This is a genomic window from Amycolatopsis heterodermiae, from assembly GCF_034929455.1.
GTDB classification, from domain to species: Bacteria; Actinomycetota; Actinomycetes; order Mycobacteriales; family Pseudonocardiaceae; genus Amycolatopsis; species Amycolatopsis heterodermiae.
In genome coordinates this window covers 375,593-396,508 of the sequence record NZ_JAYFSI010000005.1, presented here as the reverse complement: position 1 = coordinate 396,508, position 20,916 = coordinate 375,593, and the positions used below count along the sequence as shown (strand labels likewise).

Annotated in this window: 18 protein-coding genes; 7 read left to right on the top strand and 11 right to left on the bottom strand. The window is 72.3% G+C overall.

The window, feature by feature from the left end:
* Positions 1-13 precede the first annotated feature (13 nt).
* Positions 14-1,177 (bottom strand): S8 family peptidase, encoded by a 1,164-nt coding sequence (locus VA596_RS24010; RefSeq protein ID WP_323330217.1) that lies wholly within the window; start codon positions 1,175-1,177, stop codon positions 14-16.
* Between the two features lie 254 nt (positions 1,178-1,431).
* Here VA596_RS24010 and VA596_RS24005 point away from each other — a divergent pair, with 254 nt between their 5' ends.
* On the top strand, positions 1,432-2,463 hold the full coding sequence (locus VA596_RS24005) for an isopenicillin N synthase family dioxygenase (protein WP_323330215.1): 1,032 nt from the start codon (positions 1,432-1,434) through the stop codon (positions 2,461-2,463).
* 499 nt (positions 2,464-2,962) lie between these two features.
* Here the strand turns inward: VA596_RS24005 and VA596_RS24000 are convergent, their stop codons facing one another.
* The 6 genes from VA596_RS24000 to VA596_RS23975 form a co-directional block, all read right to left on the bottom strand.
* Positions 2,963-4,177 (bottom strand): putative PEP-binding protein, encoded by a 1,215-nt coding sequence (locus VA596_RS24000; protein WP_323330213.1) that lies wholly within the window; start codon positions 4,175-4,177, stop codon positions 2,963-2,965.
* On the bottom strand, positions 4,174-5,313 hold the full coding sequence (locus VA596_RS23995; RefSeq protein ID WP_323330212.1) for a hypothetical protein: 1,140 nt from the start codon (positions 5,311-5,313) through the stop codon (positions 4,174-4,176). Before VA596_RS23995 ends, VA596_RS24000 begins: the two co-directional genes overlap by 4 nt.
* The gene (locus tag VA596_RS23990; RefSeq protein WP_323330210.1) at positions 5,310-6,557 is read right to left on the bottom strand and encodes an MFS transporter; all 1,248 of its coding nucleotides are present in this window, start codon (positions 6,555-6,557) and stop codon (positions 5,310-5,312) included. Before VA596_RS23990 ends, VA596_RS23995 begins: the two co-directional genes overlap by 4 nt.
* A gap of 35 nt (positions 6,558-6,592) precedes the next feature.
* Positions 6,593-8,308, bottom strand: a complete 1,716-nt coding sequence (locus tag VA596_RS23985) for an AMP-binding protein (RefSeq protein WP_323330209.1) — start codon at positions 8,306-8,308, stop codon at positions 6,593-6,595.
* A 64-nt stretch (positions 8,309-8,372) separates the two neighbouring features.
* Complete coding sequence (locus VA596_RS23980; RefSeq protein ID WP_323330207.1) at positions 8,373-9,128, bottom strand: IclR family transcriptional regulator; 756 nt, start codon at positions 9,126-9,128, stop codon at positions 8,373-8,375.
* 85 nt (positions 9,129-9,213) lie between these two features.
* On the bottom strand, positions 9,214-10,227 hold the full coding sequence (locus VA596_RS23975; protein ID WP_323330205.1) for a hypothetical protein: 1,014 nt from the start codon (positions 10,225-10,227) through the stop codon (positions 9,214-9,216).
* 237 nt (positions 10,228-10,464) lie between these two features.
* Between VA596_RS23975 and VA596_RS23970 the strand changes: the two genes are divergently transcribed.
* Positions 10,465-11,412: an aldo/keto reductase gene (locus VA596_RS23970; RefSeq protein WP_323330203.1), complete on the top strand. Its 948-nt coding sequence runs from the start codon at positions 10,465-10,467 to the stop codon at positions 11,410-11,412.
* Here VA596_RS23970 and VA596_RS23965 read toward each other — a convergent pair.
* The 4 genes from VA596_RS23965 to VA596_RS23950 all read right to left on the bottom strand — a co-directional run bounded on the left by VA596_RS23965 (position 11,406) and on the right by VA596_RS23950 (position 15,952).
* Positions 11,406-12,242, bottom strand: a complete 837-nt coding sequence (locus tag VA596_RS23965; protein WP_323330201.1) for a methylenetetrahydrofolate reductase — start codon at positions 12,240-12,242, stop codon at positions 11,406-11,408. The genes VA596_RS23970 and VA596_RS23965 overlap by 7 nt on opposite strands.
* 88 nt (positions 12,243-12,330) lie before the next feature.
* Positions 12,331-14,334, bottom strand: a complete 2,004-nt coding sequence (locus tag VA596_RS23960; RefSeq protein ID WP_323330199.1) for a beta-ketoacyl synthase N-terminal-like domain-containing protein — start codon at positions 14,332-14,334, stop codon at positions 12,331-12,333.
* Complete coding sequence (locus VA596_RS23955) at positions 14,331-14,567, bottom strand: acyl carrier protein (RefSeq protein ID WP_323330197.1); 237 nt, start codon at positions 14,565-14,567, stop codon at positions 14,331-14,333. The genes VA596_RS23960 and VA596_RS23955 overlap by 4 nt, the downstream gene beginning before the upstream one ends.
* Entirely contained in the window at positions 14,564-15,952 is a 1,389-nt protein-coding gene (locus tag VA596_RS23950) for a condensation domain-containing protein (protein WP_323330195.1), read from the bottom strand. Before VA596_RS23950 ends, VA596_RS23955 begins: the two co-directional genes overlap by 4 nt.
* A gap of 163 nt (positions 15,953-16,115) precedes the next feature.
* Here VA596_RS23950 and VA596_RS23945 point away from each other — a divergent pair, with 163 nt between their 5' ends.
* The 5 genes from VA596_RS23945 to VA596_RS23925 are packed head-to-tail and all read left to right on the top strand — an operon-like array spanning position 16,116 to position 20,866.
* Positions 16,116-17,447, top strand: coding sequence for a M20/M25/M40 family metallo-hydrolase (locus VA596_RS23945; protein ID WP_323330194.1), 1,332 nt, complete (start codon positions 16,116-16,118; stop codon positions 17,445-17,447).
* Positions 17,448-17,475: 28 nt separating this feature from the next.
* A complete protein-coding gene (locus tag VA596_RS23940) occupies positions 17,476-18,597 on the top strand; it encodes an acyltransferase domain-containing protein (RefSeq protein WP_323330192.1) in 1,122 nt (373 codons plus the stop codon).
* A gap of 20 nt (positions 18,598-18,617) precedes the next feature.
* Positions 18,618-19,301, top strand: a complete 684-nt coding sequence (locus VA596_RS23935) for a hypothetical protein (protein ID WP_323330190.1) — start codon at positions 18,618-18,620, stop codon at positions 19,299-19,301.
* Entirely contained in the window at positions 19,289-20,554 is a 1,266-nt protein-coding gene (gene hemW, locus VA596_RS23930; RefSeq protein ID WP_323330188.1) for a radical SAM family heme chaperone HemW, read from the top strand. Before VA596_RS23935 ends, hemW begins: the two co-directional genes overlap by 13 nt.
* A 21-nt stretch (positions 20,555-20,575) precedes the next feature.
* Positions 20,576-20,866 carry a hypothetical protein gene (locus VA596_RS23925; RefSeq protein WP_323330186.1) on the top strand — a complete coding sequence of 97 codons (291 nt, stop codon included), beginning with the start codon at positions 20,576-20,578 and terminating at the stop codon, positions 20,864-20,866.
* Positions 20,867-20,916 lie beyond the last annotated feature (50 nt).

The following is a 20,916-nucleotide window of genomic DNA, read 5'->3' as shown; positions in this document are numbered from 1 at the left end:
TTCGTGGCGGCGGTCAGGGGGTGACGTAGAGCGTCCGGTTCGGGCTGCCGCTGCCCGGGTTCTTGACCAGGTTCGGGGTCGAGGCGGTGATCAGGGCCTGCGCGACCTGGGCTGCGGTTGCCGTCGTGTGGGTGGCCAGGTAGAGCGCCGCCGCGCCGGCGACGTGCGGGGAGGCGAACGACGTGCCGTTGCCGGTGTAGGTGGCGGTGTCGTTGGTGTTCCACGCCGACGTGATGCCGACTCCCGGAGCGAACAGGTCGACCCCGGCGCCGTAGTTGGAGAAGGACGCGCGGGTGTCGGTCTTGTCCGCGGCGGCGACCGTGATCGCCTCGGCCACCCGGGCCGGCGACGACGTCGAGGCGTTCGCGTTCGAGTTCCCGGCCGCGACCGCCCAGGTGACACCGGAGGCGATCGAGTTGCGGACGGCGGTGTCGAGCGCGGTCGAGACCCCGCCACCGAGGCTGGCGTTGGCGACGGCCGGTTTCTGGGCGTGGGAGGTGATCCAGTTGACGCCGGCGATCACGCCGGCGGTGGTGCCGCTGCCGTCGGAGCCGAGCACGCGCACCGGGTACAGCTGCGCACCCTTCGCGACACCGTACTGCGACCCGGCGATGGTCGCGGCGACGTGCGTGCCGTGCCCGTAACCGTCGTCGGCGTTCGTGTCGTTGTCGACGAAGTCGTAGCCCTGGTGCACGCGGCCGCCGAAGGTCTGGTGGGTCGCGCGGATGCCGGTGTCGAGCACGTAGACGTTCACGTTCGACGCCGTGGTGGCGTAGGTGTACTTGCTGTCCAGCGGCAGGTTCCGCTGGTCGATCCGGTCCAGGCCCCAGGACGGCGGGTTCTGCTGCACGGCCTCGGTGCGCACGGTCTTGTCCTGCTCGACGAACGCGACCGCGTGGTCGGCGGCGAGCCGCTTGGCGTGCTTTTCGTCCAGGTGCACCGAGAACCCGGCGAGGTTCTGCGTGTAGACCCGGTCGACGGTGCCGCTGTAGCGCCGGGCCAGGTCGCCGCGGTTCGTCGCGTTGTCCTTGAGCACGACGATGTAGCTGCCGGTGACGGCGTTGGCGTCGGCCGCGCCGAGCACAATGCCTTCTGCGGCCTGGGCGGGGGTGACTCCGGTCAGGACGACGGCTGCCGTGACGGCGACGGCGGCTCCGACGGATCTCGCTGCGCGCATTCCTGCTCCTCGGGGAAGGTGGGTTTCTCCGACTCCGAAGTTAGGTCGCCGGGTGTTTCTTCGGCAGTCACGGGTTTTTGCGGTTTTGCGGCTGGTTTTACGGCTCCGTATCGGCGCTGGGCAAGCGCTTTCCGTGCGACGAAAGGAGGTTTCCGCGGACTGGACGCCCTGGACAAAAGCCGGCGTCGGGCCCCCGCGTGTCCGCGATGTGGGAACGCCCGACCCGGGCGCCGAGGCGGCTTAGGCTGCCCGACGTGACGACGCTCGAGGAATCCGGGGCGGCCACCGTCCTGCCGCTGATCGACATCTCGCGCTTCCGCGACCCCGCCGCGGACCGCGCCGAGTTCCTGGCCGAGCTGCGCCGCGCCGCGCACGAAGTGGGCTTCTTCTACGTCGTCGGCCACGGTGTGCCCGAGCGGCTGACCAGTGGGATCTTCGACGCGGCCCAGCAGTTCTTCGCGTTGCCGGCCGAGGAGCGGCTGGCGATCGAGAACATCCGTTCCGCGCAGTTCCGTGGATACACCCGGACCGGTCACGAGTACACCGGCGGGTCGCCGGACTGGCGGGAGCAGATCGACATCGGCCCGGAACGGGACCCGGTCGCGCCCGGCGGGCCGGCGTGGCAGCGGCTCATTGGTCCCAACCAGTGGCCGGAAGCGCTTCCCGGACTCCGGGAGATCACCCTCGCATGGCAGGCCGAAGCCCTGCGCGTCAGCCGCGAGGTGCTGCGCGCGCTCGCCGCGGCGCTGGGCCAGGACGAGGACTACTTCGACGCGTGGTTCGACGAAGAAGCGTCCACGCACGTGAAGATCCTGAGGTATCCCGGACGGCCGTCGGCCGAGCAGGACCAGGGTGTGGGCGCGCACAAGGACTACGGCTACCTGGCCCTGCTGCAGCAGGACGAGATCGGCGGGCTGCAGGTCCAGGCGGCCGACGGCAGCTGGATCGACGCCACCCCGATCCCGGGCAGCTTCGTGTTCAACATCGGCGAAATGCTCGAGATCGCGACCCAGGGCTACCTGACGGCCACCCGGCACCGCGTCGTCAGCCCGCCGGCCGGCATCGAGCGGTTCTCGGTGCCGTTCTTCCTCGGGCCCCGGCTCGACGCTGTCGTCGAACCGCTGCGGCTCCCGCCGGAGCTGGCTGCGGACGCGAAGGGCGTCAGCGAGGACGCGGACAACCCGCTGCACGCGGCGTTCGGGGAGAACGCGCTGGTCGGCTGGCTGCGGTCGCACCCGAAGGTTGCGCAGCGCTGGTGGGGCGACGTGCTGGCGGAGCGCGGGTGAGCACCTTCGAGACCCGCCAGATCCACGCCGGCGCCCGCCCGGACCGACCCGGAGTCCGCCGTGCGGGGCCTCGAACAGCTGCTTGTGTTCCTCGGGGCAGAAGTCCACTTCGGTGATCGACCGGCTTCGGCGCGACGGATTTCCCAGGCATCGGGGTCGCCGCCGAAACCGGCGTAGCCGAGCCGGCGGTGCCCGGCGGTAATGGTGACGCTCTCGAGCGCATTGTTGTCGAGGCGGAGTTCGCTACGACCGGTGAAACCGTTCGCTGCGGGTGGGGTGCGCAGCGAGGATGAGGCCTTGCTCGGGTGTCGCATCGGGTGGGTGCTGGTCGCCGTACTCGCCGCCGAGCGGGCCCTGGGAGACACGCCGTGGCGTCACCGAGGTCCGGCTCAACCCGGACCGGCGATCGGCCGACGGCTGTGGGCGCACCGGGATCGGCTACCTCTGAGCCCGTCACCGGGCGACGACCGCCGGGACTGCGGGTGAACCGCCCCGGCGGTCAAGGAACCCTTTCGCCGTCCTGTTTCCGCTCGGCCGAGGCGCGGACCATGCGAGCGAGCTCGATCGCCGAGGGACCGGCGATGAGTTCGGTGCACCCCCGGGCCACGAACTCGCGGAGCGCGGCCGGACTGTGCCGCAGCTCGCCGCAGAAGAAGAAGGGGACACCCAGCTCCGCGGCCGCCGTGGCGATCTGGGTGACCACCTGCCGGTTGACCGCACTGAACGGATCGACCTTGAGGGTGCTGTGGCTGCGGTCGATCGCGTTGACGAAGGCGAACAGGTCCGACGTGCCGACCGCGACGAAGGCGGGGCGGCACCGGGCCATCAGTTCGGGCAGCGCGTACACCATCGCCGGGACCTCCAGCGTGAACCCGAGGCGGATCCGGCCGGTCAGCCCCTCGGTCCGGACCATGTCGGCGACCAGCTCGTACTCGGCGATGCTGGAGACGAAGGGGATGCTCACCTCGACCTCCAGCTCGGGGTGGGCCCGCAGCAGCGCGTCGATCGCCTGCAGCTCGGGCCACCAGCGCTGAGCCTCGCGCGGGCCCCTGGCGCCGAGCTCGGGGTTGGCCTCCCGGGGGACGTCGATGCCCAGCTCGCGCAGCTCGCTCGTGGTGGGATCGGACAGGACCAGCCGGACCCGCCGCCACCCCCGCCGGGCCAGCCGCTCGAGTTCCCCGGTCAGCTGGTCGGCGATGAGGTCCGGTTTCGCGTAGGCGGAGGGCTCCTCTGCGTAGAGCCGGAAGAGGCAGAACTTCAGCCGGAAGTACCCGACGTCGCGGACGTTCCACCGCTGGTAGAGCCGTTCGGTGTCGTCGGTGAAGTACGAGCAGATCGCGCTGACCGGGACGGGCAGCCGGCCGAGGTCGATCAGGCCGTGCTCGTCCACCTGGTAGCGGGCGCCGTCGACGACGGCCGACAGGTCTTCGTCGCACCGGACGAGCGCCTTGCCACCCTCGCGGAGCATCTTCCGGGCGTGGTCGGGGACGTACGGGTCGCCCACGACGATGCCGGCCACCCGCGCGTCCTCCAGCGCGACCCGCACCGCGCCGAACGACAGCGAGCGCTCGACCAGCAGCAGGGTTTCCGTCCCGGTTTCCGGCGGCTCGCCCCGGTGGGCGACCGCGGTGAAGGGGAGATCGGGCATCGCCAGCGTGCGGGTGCGCAGCGTCGCCGGAGTGCCGGCACCGGCCGGGGCCGGCTCGTCCGTCACGCGCTCGCCCGCAGCGGCGGCAGCAGCGTCGTGCGCTCCGGACTCGTGACGAGCAGCCGCCCGGCGGCCAGCACGCTGGTGCAGTAGCCGGTCGTGTTGTGCACGTACGCCTGGGTGACGACCTCGGTGATGCCCGAGCCGGGCAGCACGTCGCCGACGACCTTCAGGTGGCTGTCCGCCGTGATGACGGTGGCCGCCGCGGGGGAGCGGGAGAAGGCCCGGGACCCGATCGGGAGGTCGGTGGTCCCGACGACGTCCGGCAGCAGCGCGGCCGCCCGCGCGAAGCCGGCCCGGACCGTGTCGGCGTCGAGGCGGGCCCGGACGAAGAACCGGCACACCTGGTAACCCGGCGGCTGCGTGAGCACCCGCAGGGAGACGGTGTTGAGCGCCGAGATGCCCGGTACCCGCAGCATGGTGGACTGGAGCTGGGAGAAGCCCGGCCGGAGGTTGTCCCGGGCGTCCTCCCGCCGCGCGCCGATGCCCTGCGTGCCCAACCGGCTCGACGCCGTGTCGGGGTGCACGACCTCTACCTCCGCCCGGACCAGCCCGAGGTCGTCCAGCCCGGCGAGCGCGGCGGCTTCGAGCAGGCCACGCAGCTGGACAGCCCAGCCCACGCTCTGGCAGCTGCCCAGCGCGTAGCCGCGCCCGGTGTCCGGCACGGGCTCGGTGAGGCCCAGCAGCCGGGTGTCGGCCCCGGCCAGCGGTGGGTAGAGCGCGGGAAGCGCCGGGTTTTCCGCCAGGCCCACCACTCGGTCGGCGAGCCTGCCGAGCCGCGCAAGCGTTTCCGGCGACCTGATGTGCGCGCGGTGCGTCGCCAGGATGGCCAGGTCGAACCACCCCAGCTCGAAGATCGAGTCGTCCTCGAGCTCGCCGAAGTGGACGGTGACCGGGCGGCCGTCGATGACCAGCCGCGAGCCGGCCTCGTCCGTGGTGAGCCGCCCGAGCAGCGTGGGGTCCGCGAGCAGCAGCCGCCCGTAGAGCTGGGTGAGCGACGACAGCGACGCGAGCTCGGGATCGGCGGTGATGTGCCGGGTGACGACGTCGGTGATCGCGAACCCGTCGCGCTCCGGATCGTTGCGCCCGAGCAGGTTGCTGCCGATGTCGGCGCCGGCACCGAAGAGGATCGCGCTCTTCATCGGCCGCGTCCCGGTTCCGTGCGAACACCTTCCACGTCGGAGAAACGCGCCACCCCGGGGACGGCCAGGGGCAGCAGCGCGGTCACGGCCAGGGCCGCGATCGCGATCACGACGGGCAGCCGGAACCCCGCCGCGGTCACCACCAGCGGCGTCAGCGCCAGCCCCACCGGCTGCAGGAGGTAGGCGCCCAGCTCGTCCAGCGCGAAGACCCGCGCGCGCAGGTTCACCGGGACCGCCCGCTGCAACGCCGACGGCCAGTACACGGTGAAGAGGATGGAGCCGTAACCGGCGGCGAACAGGGCTCCGCCGAGCAGCCACAGCGGCGTCGGAAGCAGGTAGCACGTCAGGGGAAGGCCGAGGGTGAGCGTGCCGAGCATGGCCGTCGTACCCGGCCGCGCGGGTCGCCGGGGCGCGGCCGTGACCATGCCGAGCACCGCTCCCACGGCCATGGTGGACGTCAGGAACCCGAACCACCCGTCCTGGCCCCGATCGTGCAGCGCCAAGGGCAGGAGCACCGTCAGCGGAGCGATGACGAGGAGGATCTGGACCGCGCCGGAGCAGATGGTCGCCGCGATCCAGGGTCGCTCGCGCACGGCCCGGATCGCCAGCCACGCTTCGACCGCGACGTTCCGGCGCGGGCCGCCGGCCGCGAGGGCGGGCTCCACGATGCCCAGCAGCATCACCAGGCTGACGGCGAAGGTCGCCGCGTCCAAGCCGAAGGCCAGCCCGCTGTCCACGAGCACGACGAGCCCGCCGAGGGCGGGCCCGGCGATCATGGCCGCGCGGGACCCGATCGACCGCAGCGCGTTGCCCGCCTCGAGGTCACGCTCGGGGAGCAGGGTGGGGACCACCGCGGAGTACGCGGGCCGGAACAGGCCACCGCCCGCGCCGACCACGCAGGTGAGGACGCCCCAGAGCCACAGCGGCCCGTCAACGGGGACGAAGACCATGGCGAGCACGGCCGTCCCGCGTAGCAGGTCGGCGCCCGCCATCACCCGGGTGCGCTTGAACCGGTCGGCGACGACCCCGCCGTACACGAGCAGGAGCAGGCCGACCAGGCTCTGCGCGGCGAGCAGCGCGCCGAAGTCCACCGCGGAACCGCGCTCGGCGACCAGGACGTGCACGAGCGTGACGCTGAAGATGCCGTCACCGACGCGGCTGAGCACCTGGCTCACCCAGAGCTGGGCGAACGCCCGCGATCCGAATGGTTCCAGCAGCCGCGGCACGCGGCGGGTCGAGAGCATGCCACCGTCCTTTCCCGGCGAGCGTGGGGCCGGGCTCATCGGAGCCGGTCGGTGCCGGTGATCGCTTTCGCGAGATCGCCGAGCTCGGGGTGTTCCCGGATCAGCCGCGCGTCCAGCCGGATCCCGTGGTCGGCCTGGAGCCGCAGGCACAGCTTCAGGGCGGTGAGGGAGTCGCCGCCGAGCTCGAAGAAGTTGCCCGGCCGCGCCGGCGCGCCCAGCAGATCGCCGAGCGTGGTCGCCAGGTACAGCTCGACCGACCGGTGATCGGCGGTGAACTCCGCCCCGGCCAAGCGGTCCAGGAGCGCGGCGGCCTCCCGCCGGAGGACTTTCCCGGCGCGGTTGCGGGGAATCCCGGGCGCCGCGGGCACGAGCCGCACCGACCGCGGCGCCCGCTCCGGGCCGAGCCGGTCGAGGGCGAAGGCGAGGACGTCGGCGGGTTCGACCGGCCGCGCGGTGACGACCAGGGCGACCGGGATCGCCTGCAACGTCGGGTGGGCGGCCGGCACCACCGCGGCGTCGGTGATGGCCGGGTGGTCCAGCAGCACCGCTTCCAGCTCCTCCGGAGAGATCAGGACGCCGCCGCAGTCGAACACGTCACCGGCCCGGGCGACGATGGTCAGCCTGCCGTCGGCGCCGATGGACGCCAGGTCCCCGGTGCGGATCCAGCGGCCGCGCTCGGGCCTGCCCCCGTCCTCGAGCGGCGTGCGGGGCAGGACGCCGAGCGAAGCCATGCTCAGCGTCCCCACTTCACCGGGCGGCAGCGGCTCGCCGTCCCGGCCGGTGACGCGGATTTCCCTTCCTTCCCAGGGCAATCCGGCCGACACCGGCTCGTCGGGCCGGTAGACCCAGTCGGTGCCGGCCGGCCAGACCTCGGTGCCGCAGTAGGAGTTGACCACGGTCGCGTGCGGCACCTGCCTCGCGAGGAAGTCCAGGGCTTCCCGGCGGACCGCGGCTCCCGAGACGCAGGCGACCTCGAGCGCGGTGGCGCCGGCCCAGTCCAGCTCGGGCTCCCGCATCAGGATCTCCAGCATCGACGGGACGAGGAAGGTCACGGCGATGGACCGCCTGCCCAGCTCGGCGACGAACGCGCGGGGTTCGAACCCGGACAGCACGTGGAGTTCGGCGCCCAGGGTCTGCAGCGCGTCAATGAAGATCGTCTGGGCGAAGGTGTGCCCGAAGGGCAGGGCGAGCAGGAACCGGCTGCCCTGCTGCGGCTGGGAGGTGAGGGCCTCGGACGCGTAGGTGCTGCACAGGGTCTCGTGGTAGGAGACGACCGCTTTCGGCTCGCCCTCCGTGCCGGAGGTGAACGAGACCTCCGCCGGCATGTCCGGCCGGATCCCGGGCAGGGGTCCGGGCGCTTCCGGCCCGGCCGCCAGGTCGGCGAACGCGACACCGGGACCGCTGCCGAAGGAGAGCGTGAACGCGTCGCGCAGCCTCGGGTGGGCCCGAAGTGCCGGAGCGTGGTCGCCGGCGGACACGGGGACGGCGACCGCGCCCGCCAGCAGCACCGCCAGGTACGCGACCGCGAAGTCCCGGTAGTCCTCCTCCGCCGCGACGAGCCAGACGAAGTCGCCGGCGTGGACGCCCCGGTGGACCAGTCCGCGGGCCAGCCTCTCGGCCTCGGCCAGCCACGGGCCGGGCCGCAGCACCCGGCCTCGCGGGTCGATGACGGCGGCCGCGTCCGGTTCCGCCGCGGCGCGGCGCCGGAGCAGCTCGGGAACCGTGGCCGCGACGAGCGGCACCCCGCTCACGCCGTCGTCCGGGTGGTGGTGGACGGTTCGCTCCCGGAAACCGGTTCGAAGGTCATCCGATCGTTCATCCCTGGTTCTCCAAGGCGATCCAGGCGACCGCGCCGTCGGCGGAGGCCAGATCCCCGGTCAAGTGCCCGGCGGCGTCCCGGACCATCCGCACGACGCGGTCGAGCGCCGCGCCGTGCAGTGCCCGTCCCGGGCCGAGCACGCTCACCGCGCACACGCACCGGCCTTCGCGGAAAACCGGCGCCCCGACCACGACGGTGTCCGGCGTGGGCCGCCCGCGGGTCACGTCGCAGCCGCGTTCGCGGATGAGCCCGAGCTTGCCGAAGATGCTTTCGGCGCTCCGGTTCTGCCGGTCCGCGATGTCCTGGACCAGCGAGGCGGGGGCGAAAGCGAGCAGCGGAGTGGTGCTGGCGTCGGCGTCGAGCGCGAGGACCGTGCCCCGTGGCGGCGCGTAGTCCGGGGTGGGGGAGACCGCCCGGTCGAGGCAGAGCGCGGAGCTGCCCACGCGGACGGTGAGCACCGCGGTCTGCCCGGTGCGCTGCCGGAGCGACCGGAGCACCGCGTCGGCCATCTGGACCAGGTGCCCCGAGCCGCCCCGGTGGGGATCCAGCGCGAACCGCGTGCCCAGCGAGTAGAGCCCGCCGGACTCGGTCAGGTAGTCGTGCTCGCGGAGGCTGCGCATGTACCGGTAGGCCGTGGAGATCGGCACGCCCGTGCGTGCGGCGAGGTCCTCGACGTTCGTCTTGCCCGCGACAGCGATGGATTCGAGAATCCGAAGTCCCCGGATCAGGGATGACGTCTCGCGCGCGCTCATCCGCACTACCCCCTGTTCGACTGGCGAATGATCGCCCCCGACCGCCGTCGTGCTCAGCGGAAATCCCCAGTGCGCAACCGCAAAATCAGCTCCCCGCCTCCGCGAACCCGAGCGGGACCGGCACCAGTCGGCCGGCGATGCCGTGCAGGCGCCCGAATTCCGGGCGTTCTCCCGCCGCGGTGGCGCCCGCGGCGGCCCGCTCGGCGGCGGAGACCGTGCTTTCGGCGAGTTCCGCCGCCCCGGCGAGCCACGTGCCGGGCAACCGTGCCAGCCCGTCTCGCGCGGATGGGCGGCGGTCCGCGCCGGCGACGGCGTTCAGGACGGGACCGGTCGTGGTGAGCCAGGACAGCGGCGAGTCGTCGAACGGTGCCACGGCCGGGGCGGCGGCGCGCCGCACCACCGTGCCCGCGGCGCGGCCGCCCACCACGAAGACGCGCAGATCGAACCGGTAGGGCTTTCCGGCGCACTGGAGCACCGCGCCGTCGATCCAGGGCTCGCAGAGGAAAACCTCGCCCGGGTGGGCGCGCCGGATCCCGTCGAGTTCGGCGAGCGTGCCGCGGTGGACGTGCCGGCTGCCAGAACCCCAGCGCGGCTTCAGCACGTGGAGAGCACCGGCGGCCGCTGCGCGCGCCTCGGGCCCGCGCAGCACCGTCTTGTCGACGCAGACGGCCGACGCCGCGGCGGAGTTCACCACGGCGAACTCCCGGCCGAGCGAGCGGGTCGACCGGTTCCACACCGGTGTCCCCGGCGCGAGTGGCGGCCGGTCCGTGGCCCCGGCGAAGACCACCGTTCCCCCTTTCGAAGTCACCGCGTCCGAGAAGGCGGTGAGGTCCGCGGTGACGGCGCCGATCCGCGCGTCGTCCCCGGAAGCCGGTGCGCTGATCCGGACGGGCCCCCGGACGGTGACCGGGCGCGGCAGCGCGAACGCCTCTGCGAGCACGACCCCCACCTCGCCACGGTCGCCCGCGTGCGCCCGCAGGTCGTGGGCCAGCCGTTGCGCGGGGGAAAGACCGGCGTGCCGGATCGCGCTCAGCCCGAGTGGCCGGTCGTTCACCTCGAGCAGGCGGGGTGATCCGTGCCGTTCCACGATGATGTCCACCCCCGCGATGTGGAGCGCGTGAAGCCGCGATCTCTGCACAAGCAAGAATTACCGAGTGGTCTGGACCCTGTCGACAAAATTCCAGCCTCTGGGAAACCGCGGGAAAACCGCCGGGATCGCTTGATTTTCCCGGTCGCACTGTTCTCCGCCGCCGGCAAACTATTGTGGGTACGATGCCGCCGGGGAGTCCGGAATCCCCATTGTTGCCGGTGGCGGACGACGCGAATGGGGGAACCGATGACGACGGTGCTGGGCGGGCTCACCGTTTCGGAGCAGGGACTGGGCTGCATGGGGATGAGCGACGGGTACGGCAGGCCGGACTGGGACGAGTCGATCGCGACGGTTCACCGGGCGCTCGAGCTCGGGATCACGTTTCTCGACACCGCGGACATTTACGGCGCCGGGCACAACGAGGTCCTCGTCGGGCGCGCGATCGCGGGGCGCCGGGACGAAGTGCGGTTGGCGACGAAGTTCGGCATCGACAATTCGGCCGGGGGCGCCCGCCGGACCGTTCGCGGCGAAGCCGCATATGTGAAACGGTCGTGCGAGACCTCTCTGTTCCGGCTGGACACCGACGTGATCGACCTCTACTACCTGCACCGGCCGCCGGTGACCGCCGAGATCGAGGAGACCGTCGGTGCGATGGCGGAGCTGGTCGCCGAGGGCAAGGTGAAACATCTCGGGCTGTCGGAGGTCGACGGCGAGCTGCTGCGCCGGGCCCACGCCGTGCACCCGATCACCGCCGTGCAGAGCGAGTATTCACTGTGGACGCGCGATGTCGAGACGCAGGCGCTGGCGACCATGCGCGAGCTCGGCGTCGCCCTCGTCGCGTTCGCACCACTCGGCCGGGGGTTCTTGACCGGGACGGTCGGCCGGCCCGGCGGCGACCGGGACATGCGGACCCGGATGCCGCGGTTCACCGGTGCCGCCGCGACGGCGAACGAGGCTCTCGTCGAGACGATCCGTGCCGTCGGCTCCGCGAGGGGCGCGACGCCCGCGCAGGTGGCGCTGGCCTGGGTCCGCGCCCAAGCCGACCGGCTCGGTGTCCCGGTGGTGCCGATCCCGGGGACGAAGCGGGTGAAGTGGCTGGAGCAGAACGCCGCGGCCGTGGACCTCACGCTGACCCCGGACGACCTCGCCGCCCTCGACCCGCTCGCCGGCCGGGTCGAGGGCGCGCGTTACTGACGGGCCCGCGCGGCGCGGCGCGGCCCGAACTCCGCTTCGAGCCGCGCGGCGACCTGGCGGTACCGGCTCACCGGCACCAGGTGCACGCCGTCGAAGGCGCCGCTGTCCCGGATCGCCAGCACCTGACGGCAAGCGGCCTCGACCCCGGCGTCGCGGTCCGCCTCGACCGCCTCGACCAGGCGGTCCGGGATGGCGATGTCCGGGATCGACGCGGCGAGGTTGCGGGCCATGGCCGCGCTGGCCAGGACCATCACCCCGGCGTAGACCCGGCCGGCCGGCCGGACGCTCTCCCGCCACCGCAGCAGGTTCTCCAGGGAAAAGCTGATCTGTGCGAACAGGAAGTCGGCGGTGGCCTTCCACGCCGGGAGCGGCCGTAAGCCGGACGTCATGCCGACCTCGAACCGCCCGCACCCGGCGAAGACCGGGTCCGCCGTGGCCGTCCGGGTTTCCTCCGCCATCGCGCGCACGGTCAGCTCGCTGGTCCGGCTGCCGGAGCTGGGCTTGTCGCCGTGGACGAACAGAAAGCGCTCCACGCCGTAGGCGGCCGCGGTCAACAGGTCACGCCGGAAACCCAGCAGGTTCCGGTCCCGGGAGTTCAGGCACGCGATTCCCCGGGCTCCCATCGCCTGCACCTCGCGGGCCACCGCCACGCTCGACACCGTCGCCCGGCCGATGTGGTTGTCGGGAACCAGGAATGAACCGGCCACCTGGCTCAGCACCCCGATCTGGTGCCGCACCCGGGTCAGGTCCGGGCGAGTCGGCGGCTCGACCTCGCAAATCACCTCGAACCGGTGGGTGTCGAGCTTTTCGGATGTGTCGGGTGAAGGCAACGGTTCCTCCCCAGCCGTACCGGCGTTGCGTTCGGAGATTATCGTTCGCTTTTCGGCGAAACCAGCGTTCCCGCATCGTCGGAACGGGTCAGCACCGCACGCGCTGGTACGGATAATGCGGCAACGGCACCCGCCGGGGCCGCCGGTCCGGCCACAACCGCCGCCAGTCCGGTTCCGCCCCGAGCGTCCACGCGCGGGCCACGGCGCCGAGCAGTGCAGCAGACTCGCCACCCTCGGCCATCGCGGTGACCGCCGGGACCGCAGAGGGGCCGGGAATCCCTCCGGGGCCCAGGATGAGGAGCAGGTCGGCCCGGCCGGCCAGGGGCGCACCGGCGTCGACGACCTCCGCCGCCGTGAGCCGCTCCGCGACGGCCTCGGCGGCGAGCCGTCCCGTGCCGATGCCGGCCACCACGCTGGGCTCGATCCCCCAGGAAACGAGCAGCCCGGCGAGGGCGTACCCGGCCGCGAGCGGCTCGGTGGCGTGCGCGCGGGCGTCGGCGTGCACCCGGTAGCCGGGCCAGGTCTCGTAGAGCTCCCGGCCCATCCCCGGGTAGGCACCGGAGTCGCCGGGGAACACGAACGCGATCCGGGGCGAGCGCCCGGCCTCGGTCACCGCGCTCCACGCTCCCCCTTCGCCGTTGTGCACGAGCGCGGTTCGCCAGCGGTGGTGCACCCGGCCGACCTGCAACGAGAACGCCACGTCGGTGACGGCCTCGGCACCGGCCAAGAGGGCGCTTTCGAGCCGGTCGCGTGCGGTCAGCGCCGCCGCCTCGGTACGCCCCGAGACGGGGAGCAGGCACGGCACGGACGGCCCCTCGGCACCGTCGTCCGGGGGTGGCGCCTGCTCGAGGACCACGTGGGCGTTGCTCCCGCCGATGCCGAAGGCGCTGACACCGGCCCGTCGCGGGCCGTCACCGGCCGGCCACGGGACCGGCCGGGTGTTCACGAAGAACGGCGTCGCGTCGAACGGCAGGTCCGGGCTGGGCGTGCGGAACCCGGCGGTGGGCGGGATGACCCCGTGCCGGACCGCCAGCGCTGCCTTGATCAGGCCGGCCATGCCCGCGGCGACCCCGGCGTGCCCGATGTTGGGTTTGACGCAGCCGACGACGCAGGTGCTCCCCGCCGGCACCTCGCGGAACACCGAGGCCAGTGCGTGGAACTCCACCATGTCGCCCACGGGCGTGCCGGGCGCGTGGCACTCGACGAACCCGACCGTCCCGGGCCCGACGTCCGCGCGGTCCAGAGCCAGCCGGACGACCTCTTCCTGCCGGTCCCAGTTCGGCGTGGTGAAGTTGAGCCGGGCCGCGCCGTCGTTGTTCATCGCGGCGCCGCGGATCGTCGCGTAGACGTGGTCACCGTCGGCCAGGGCGTCCGGCAACCGCCGCAGCACCACCGCGCCGGCCCCCGAGGCGAAGACCGTGCCGTCCGCGGCCGCGTCGAAGCTCCGGGGCCGTCCGGTGGAGGAGAGCAAGCCGTCGTCCGCCGTGCGGGCGTACCCGGACGGCCTGGGGTCCACGAGGTCGACCGTGGCGGCGATCGCGATGTCGCACTCGCCCCGCTCCAGCGCGAGGCCGGCGAGCTGGACCGCGGTCAGCCCCGACGAACAGGCCGTCGAGACGGTTACGCAGGGACCGGTGAACCCGAGCCGGTAGGCCGCTCCGGCGGTCAACGCCGCCGGATCGTTCATCGCGCGCAGCGCGAACTCGCCGAATCGGGCGGTCAGGGTCGGATCGGCGTCGACCGGGCGCTCGCGGAACGTGCTGGGCGCCGACGCCGCGAACAGGCCGACCGTGGGCCTGCTGCCGGGCGCCTGGTGGCAGGCGTCGCCGAGGGCCTCGTCCACGCATTCGAGCAGCAGCCGGTGGGCGGGGTCCAGGGCGGCGGCCTCCTCGGGAGTCATGCCGAAGTACTCCGCGTCGAAGCCGGTCGGGTTCTCCAGGAAGTAGCCGCGCGGCACGTAACGCGGGTCGGGGGTGGCCGGCTCGTCGAGATCGGTTCCGCCGTCGCCCGCGCGGAGCAGCAGGTCCCAGAAGGCCGCCAAGCCGGCCGCCCCGGCGAACCGGCAGGCCATCCCGACGATCGCGGTGCTCATCCGGCCCGGGGCGCCGACACGGCCCGCACCGTCGCGCCGAACGTGGAGTCGCGGAGGAAGTCCTCGACCCGGATCCGGACCCCGAAGTCCGTCTCCACGGCGGCGAGGAAGCGGATGACGAGCATCGATGCCCCGCCGAGTTCGAGGAAGTCGTCGTGCGGACCCGCCGGGGCCATGCCGAGGACCCGGGTCCAGAGCGCGCCCACCCGCTCGTCGATCGGTTCTTCCGTCACGGCCCGACCTCCAGCTTCCGCGCGACCCGCGCGGCGGCACGCGCTCGTTCCACGTCGGGCTCGTCGGCGATGAGGTGAACGGCGTGGCTCAGGGCGGCCAGGTACCGGCCGCCGTCGGGCAGGTCCCCGGGATCGTGGCGCAGACTGACGTACACGCCGTTCTCGTGCAACGCCAGGTGGGCTTGGACGTTCCGCCGGTTGCCCCGCACCGGGTGGGCCGGCGGCTCGGGGATGTGGTGCAGCTCCAGCAGTTTCCAGCGCAGCCGGGCCGAGGGCACGGTGCCGGTCGGCCGCAACGTGTTGAGCGACAGCCGTCTGAGCTCGACGGCGCTGTCGAGGTCGACGAAGTCCACCAGGGCCAGTCCCCGCAGGGGCGGCGCCGCCATGTTGCGCGCGGCGAAGGCACGCGCCCACTCGCCGAGGGACTTGTGGTGCGCTTCGGGGACGTCGCAGGTCGCCACGGTCTCCCAGAGCGGTCCGAACACCGGTGCCCGGCTGATCGGCCGGCCGCCGCGAAGGTAACCCACCGGCGCGAAGGGAGTCTCCGTGACCCCCGCTGCCACGAGGGTGATCGCCGCGAGGAAGACGTGGCTGGGCGTGGTCTCCAAGCGGGCGCAAGCGGACGAGAGCTCGCGGAGCTCGCGCTCGGCGAGTTGCTTTCCCGGGCTCGCGACGGCGGTGCGGTCCCGCCACGGGCGGAACTTGCCGCCGGGGAAGTCGAAGGTCGCGGGCGGTACCCGGGCCGCCTCGCGCCAGAAAGCGGCGGCGTTCGCACGGCCCTCGCCGTCGTCCTCGGCCGCGCGGGCGAACTCGAAGAAGCTGGGCGACCTGGCGATCCGCCCGGCGTCGGCGGCCGCCCCTTCGGTGAGGCGGTCGTAGGTCGCCGAGATCAGCCGGTAGGCGCCGACGAGGCTGGTGTGGTCGCTGACGGTGTGGTCGAAGGTGACCGCCAGGACGTGCTCGTGCTCCGCCAGCCGGACGAGGACCGCGGAGGCCAGCGGTCCGTTCTGGAGGTCCCGGAACCCGGTCCAGGCGTGGTGGAGGAGGTAACCGAGCCGGTTTTCCCGGGCGTGCTCGGGGCAGCCCCGCAGGTCGGCCCGGGTGACGGGGACGCCCGCGGCCCGCGCCGTGCGGACGAACCGCGCCCGCGGTCCCCGCCCGGTGAGCCGGCCGAGCAACACGTCCGCACCGGCGAGGACGAGCTCGACCGCGCGGTGGAGCGCGTCCGCGTCCAGGTCGCCGGAAATGGCGTACGCGTCGAAGACGGGCGCGCTGCGCGAGGTCTCCGGGTCGCCGGCCGCATCGGGTTCCGCGTGCAGGCTCATCTCGCGCTGCATTCCGTACGCCTCGACCGACGACACGTGCTGGGGAAATTCGCCGAGCATGATCCGGAGTCAAACACTGTTTTCGCAATTTCGTCAAGGTATCGAAAAACTCGTTCTCGACGAGCGAGAATTGTACTGATAATGCTGGACGAGCCATCCCCGGCACTGGTCGGCTGAGGTCGGCATCGGGAAGGAAGAGCGTTCGAAAAGGGGGTTCTCGCGGGTGTCAGACGACGCGATCCTCAAGGAGTGCACCGGACTCGTCAGCGCGCTCATCAGGAACCGGTGCGTGAACGACGGCACGTCGGACGAGGTCGGCGAGACGACCAGCGCCGAACTGCTCGGCGACCACCTCGACGGTGCAGGGCTCCGGCTGGAGCTCGTCGAGCCCGAGCCGGGCCGTGGCTCGCTGATCGCCACCCTGCCCGGACACGAAGGCCCGGCCGGCGGGCTGACCCTGCTGGGGCACACCGACGTCGTGCCCGCCGACGAGCAGTACTGGTCCGTCCCGCCGTTCGAAGGCATCGACCGCGACGGCGCCGTCTGGGGACGCGGTGCGATCGACATGCTCGGCATGACCGCGAGCATGGCCGTGGCACTGCGGCACCTGGCCGTGCGTGGCTTCCGCCCCCGGCACGACCTCACGTTCTGCGCGGTCGCCGACGAGGAAGCGGGCGGCCGGCTCGGCGCCGGCTGGATCGCCCGCCACCGCCCCGAACACTTCCGCGACCGGTCCGTGCTGACGGAGTCGGGCGGGTTCCCGCTGCCGACCGACCAGGGCACCAAGCTCGAGTGCTTCGTCGGGGAAAAGGGCACGCTCGGCTGCACGGTGCGGATCCGCGGCACGCCCGGGCACGGCGCGTACCCCTACCGGACCGACAACGTGCTCATGAAGCTGCCCGAGGTGCTCGACCGGTTGCGGGGCTACGCGCCCGGACCGCGACTGGACGCGTTGTGGCGGCGCTACGCGGAGGGCATGGCCCTGCCCACCGGCTGGCTGGCCGGGCTGTCCACGGTGGACACGTTCGACAAGACGCTCGACCGGCTGCCGGTCGGGCTGGCCCGGCACTTCCACTCGGTCACGCGGACCACCATGACACCGACGATCGTGCGCGCCGGCGGGAAGAAGAACGTGATCCCCTCGACCGCGGAGATCCACCTCGACGTCCGGGTGTTCCCCGGGGAGACCCGGCAGGAGGTCGAGGCGGCGCTCTCCGGGCTCTTCACCGGCTGTGCCGACGTCCACCTGGAGTTCTACGGCTGGCGCGACGGCGCGGTGTCCGCCGCGGAAACGCCGTTGTGGTCGACCCTCCAGGAAACCGTCGACGAACTGATGCCGGGCGCGCGCATGGTCCCGGCGCTGAGCTCGGCGACCACCGACGGCCGCTGGGTCCGGCCCTTCGGCTCGCCCTGCTACGGGTTCGGCCTGTTCGGCACGGCCATCCCGGCGGAGGAGTACTTCGCCATGTTCCACGGCGTGGACGAGCGGATCGACCACGAATCACTGCTCCTGCTGCGAGCGCTGTGGATCGGGGTCGCGGAACGGATGGCGTGAGCCGCAGAACCATCGGAAGGAGCGTGCAGTGGACGCGAGCCCCGGTCCGCTCCCGGTCACCTTTCTCTTCCCCGGGCAGGGGAGCCAGTACCCGGGAATGGCCCGGGAGCTCTACGAGCACCAGCCCGCGTTCCGCGACCGCGTCGACGAGTGCGCGGGATCGCTCGAGCCGGGGCTCGGCGCCTCGGTCCGGCGGGTTCTGCTCGGAGAACCGGCCTCCGCCGCGGCACACGACGGGGCGGAGACCGCCCAGCCCGCCTTGTTCACCCTGGAGTACGCGCTCGCGGGGCTGTGGCGGTCCTGGGGGCTCTCCCCGTCGTGCGTGCTGGGCCACAGCCTCGGCGCCTACGCCGCGGCCTGCACGGCGGACGTCCTGTCCGTCGCCGACGCGCTGGCCCTCGTGGTCGCCCGCGGCCGGCTGCTGGGCAGCCTCCCGGCCGGGGCGATGCTCGCGGTCTTCCTGCCCGAGAACGACCTCGGATCCCTGCTGCCCGGGGAACTTTCGGTGGCCGCGGTCAACGACGCCACCCAGTGCGTGGTGTCCGGCTCGCCGGCCGTGATCGCGCGGTTCGAGGCCGAGCTCGCCGAGCGGCGGGTCGAGAGCCTCCGGCTCCGGATCTCCAGCCCGGCCCATTCCCACCTGCTCGATCCGGTGCTGGCGGAGTTCGGCGCCCACGTCCGCGACGTGGAGCTGCGTGCCCCCGCCGTTCCGTGGATCTCCGACACGAACGGCGAGCCGGTCGGCGACGACGACGCCCGGGATCCCCGCTACTGGGTCTCCCACCTGCGGCGGACGGTGCGCTTCGCCGATGCCCTGTCGACGGCGATGGACGGTGAGCCGAAGGCCTTCCTCGAGGTGGGCCCCGGGGACACGCTGATCACCCTGGCCCGCCGGCGCCGGGCGGCCGCGGCCCGGCACACACTGCTCACGAGCCTGCCCGGCCGCATCGAAAGGACATCCGCGCTCGGCCGGGTGCTCGGCACCGCCGGTGTGCTGAGGACGCGCGGCTTTTCGCTGGCCGGGCAACGAGTTTCCGGTGACGTGGATGCGTTCTCATTCGGAGAGAAGCCCGCTGAGAATCGTGGACCCGGGGTCGCGGTCATGGTCGACTCGTCCGGTGCATCGTCGGATACGGGGGAGGGCTCTTGAGTCCACGGCAGCGTCGGGCGTTGATGGTGGACGCGGTGAAAACCGTCATCCCGGACGTCGTTCACGGGGTTTGCCGGATATCGGAGCGCGATGTGCAGCGGGCTCCGGCCGCGGCGCGGGCGAAGCTGGCCGAGCTGGTGGGGTGGTCCGTCCTCGTCTACGCGGTCCCGATCACCGACGAGGGGCTGTGGGTCTGGCACCGGCACGGCGATCGGCGCTCGCTCATGGCGAACTACGTGCTGGCACTGGGTTTCGACGCGGCGCGCTCCGCGATGCGGGAGGCCGGCGAGGAAGTCCTCAGCGTGAGCGAGCACACCGCCAACGGCGTCTCGATGGTCGAGCTGGGCGAGCTCGCCGGGCTCGGCACCCGGGGGTGGAACAACCTTCTCCTGCACCCCACCTACGGCAGCTGGCTGCAGATCGAAGCACTCGCCACCCCCGGAGAGCTGGAAGAAGACCCGCTCTCGGCCTATCCCGAAGACGTCTGCGTCAAGTGCATGGCCTGCATCACGGACTGCCCGGCCGACGCGCTGAGCGCAGGTGACTTCAACGCGGCGGCGTGCTCGAAGCTCGTCGCCGCGCCGTGGAATCCGAAGAGCGAGGCCATCGCCCTGACCGAACGCAGCTACCTCGAGTGCCGTGAGTGCATTGATTCGTGCCCCGTCGGCAGTCCTCCGGAAAGGATTTTCTCATGGCGTCACTAGAGGTCCTGGCGTCGGACGCCGCGACGCCGCCCCGAAACGATGCGGCGTACGTCTTCCACCACCCGCCGAAGTTCCTGTGGCACCGCGACGAGGAAGTCCCGGCGCAGCGCTGGGAGCGCTACTCGATTTACCTCCACGTCCCGTTCTGCAAGAAGATCTGCACGTTCTGCACCTTCGAGCGCAAGCGGCTGAGGCGGGGCTCGCTGGCGAACTTCGCCGATCACCTGTGGCGGGAGCTCGACCTGGTGCGGGCGCGCGACGACTTCTCGGCCGCCGCCGTTCACTCGGTCTACATCGGCGGCGGGACGGGGTCGCTGCTGCCGAACGCCGACATCGTCAGGTTCCTGCGGGACCTGCGAGACCGGTTCGGCCTTTCCGGCGGCGCGGAGGTCACCCTCGAATGCGAGCCCGGCACGAAGTCCGCCGGGGACTACGAGGTTCTCCTCGAAGCCGGCGTGAACCGCGTCAGCATCGGCATCCAGGCCTTCCAGGACGACGTCCTGCGCCGCCTGAACCGTTCGCACGACGTGGCGATGGCGGTCTCCCAGGTGCGGGCGGCCAAGGAAGCGGGCTTCGAAAACCTGCACATCGACCTGATGTACGGACTGCCAGGCCAGAGCACCCGGGACTGGGAGGAAAGCCTCGACCGGGCGATCGCGCTGGAAGTCCCGCACATCTCGGTCTACCCGCTGATCGTGTTCCCCGACGAGCTGCTGGACCGGCAGCTGCGGCAGGGCGACGCACCGGAGCGTCCGTCCGAGGACGCGATCGAGGAGATGCGCGAGACGACCCTGCGGCGCCTGGAGGACGCCGGGCTGTCCCGGTACTCGCTCACCGAGTACAGCCGGCCCGGGCACGCGTGCGACTACGTGATCACCACCTGGGACGGGTCGGACTACCTGGGGCTCGGCCCGGGTGCCTACAGCCGGGCCGGTGGGCAGCTGTGGGAGAACGACGTCATCCACGCCGCCTACGAAAGGAGGATCGCGGAAGGGCTCGCACCGGTCGGCAAGAGCATCCGGATGAGCGGCGAGGACCAGCTGCGACGAGATCTCGCCATGAGCCTCTGCATGATCGACATCGACACCGCACCGCTCGAGCGGCGTGCCGGAGTCAGCGTGGACACCGCGCTCTCGGCCGAGCGGGAGCGGCTGGTCGCGGCGGGCTACCTGACCACGAGGGGCAGCCGCTGGACCCTGACCGAAGCCGGGATCCGGTACGCGACCGAAGTGATGAAGACATTCGCCGTCTGACACACCAGGGAGGAAGAGGAAATGCTGTTAGCCCATGCGCTCGGCAAGGTCGAGTTCGTGCTGGAGGTGGCGCGCAAGGACGCGAAGAAGTTCTTGCCGGACCTGATCGCGGATCCCTACAAGGCGGTCAGCAAGGCAGGCATCGACCTAACCTCGGCGGAGACCCTCGCCGTGGTCGACGTCGTGAAGGGACTGTCGCTGTCGCCGTACGCGGCCAATCTCCAGAAGCTCCGCACCCGCTGGGCGGACATCCAGGCCGACAACAACGTGGCCGTCCGCCGCGACGTCGAGGCCGACGCGCTCGCTGTCTGAACCGTGGCCGGAGGCCGGTCCGGCGAGGTGGTGGCGGTGGCCGCCGCGTC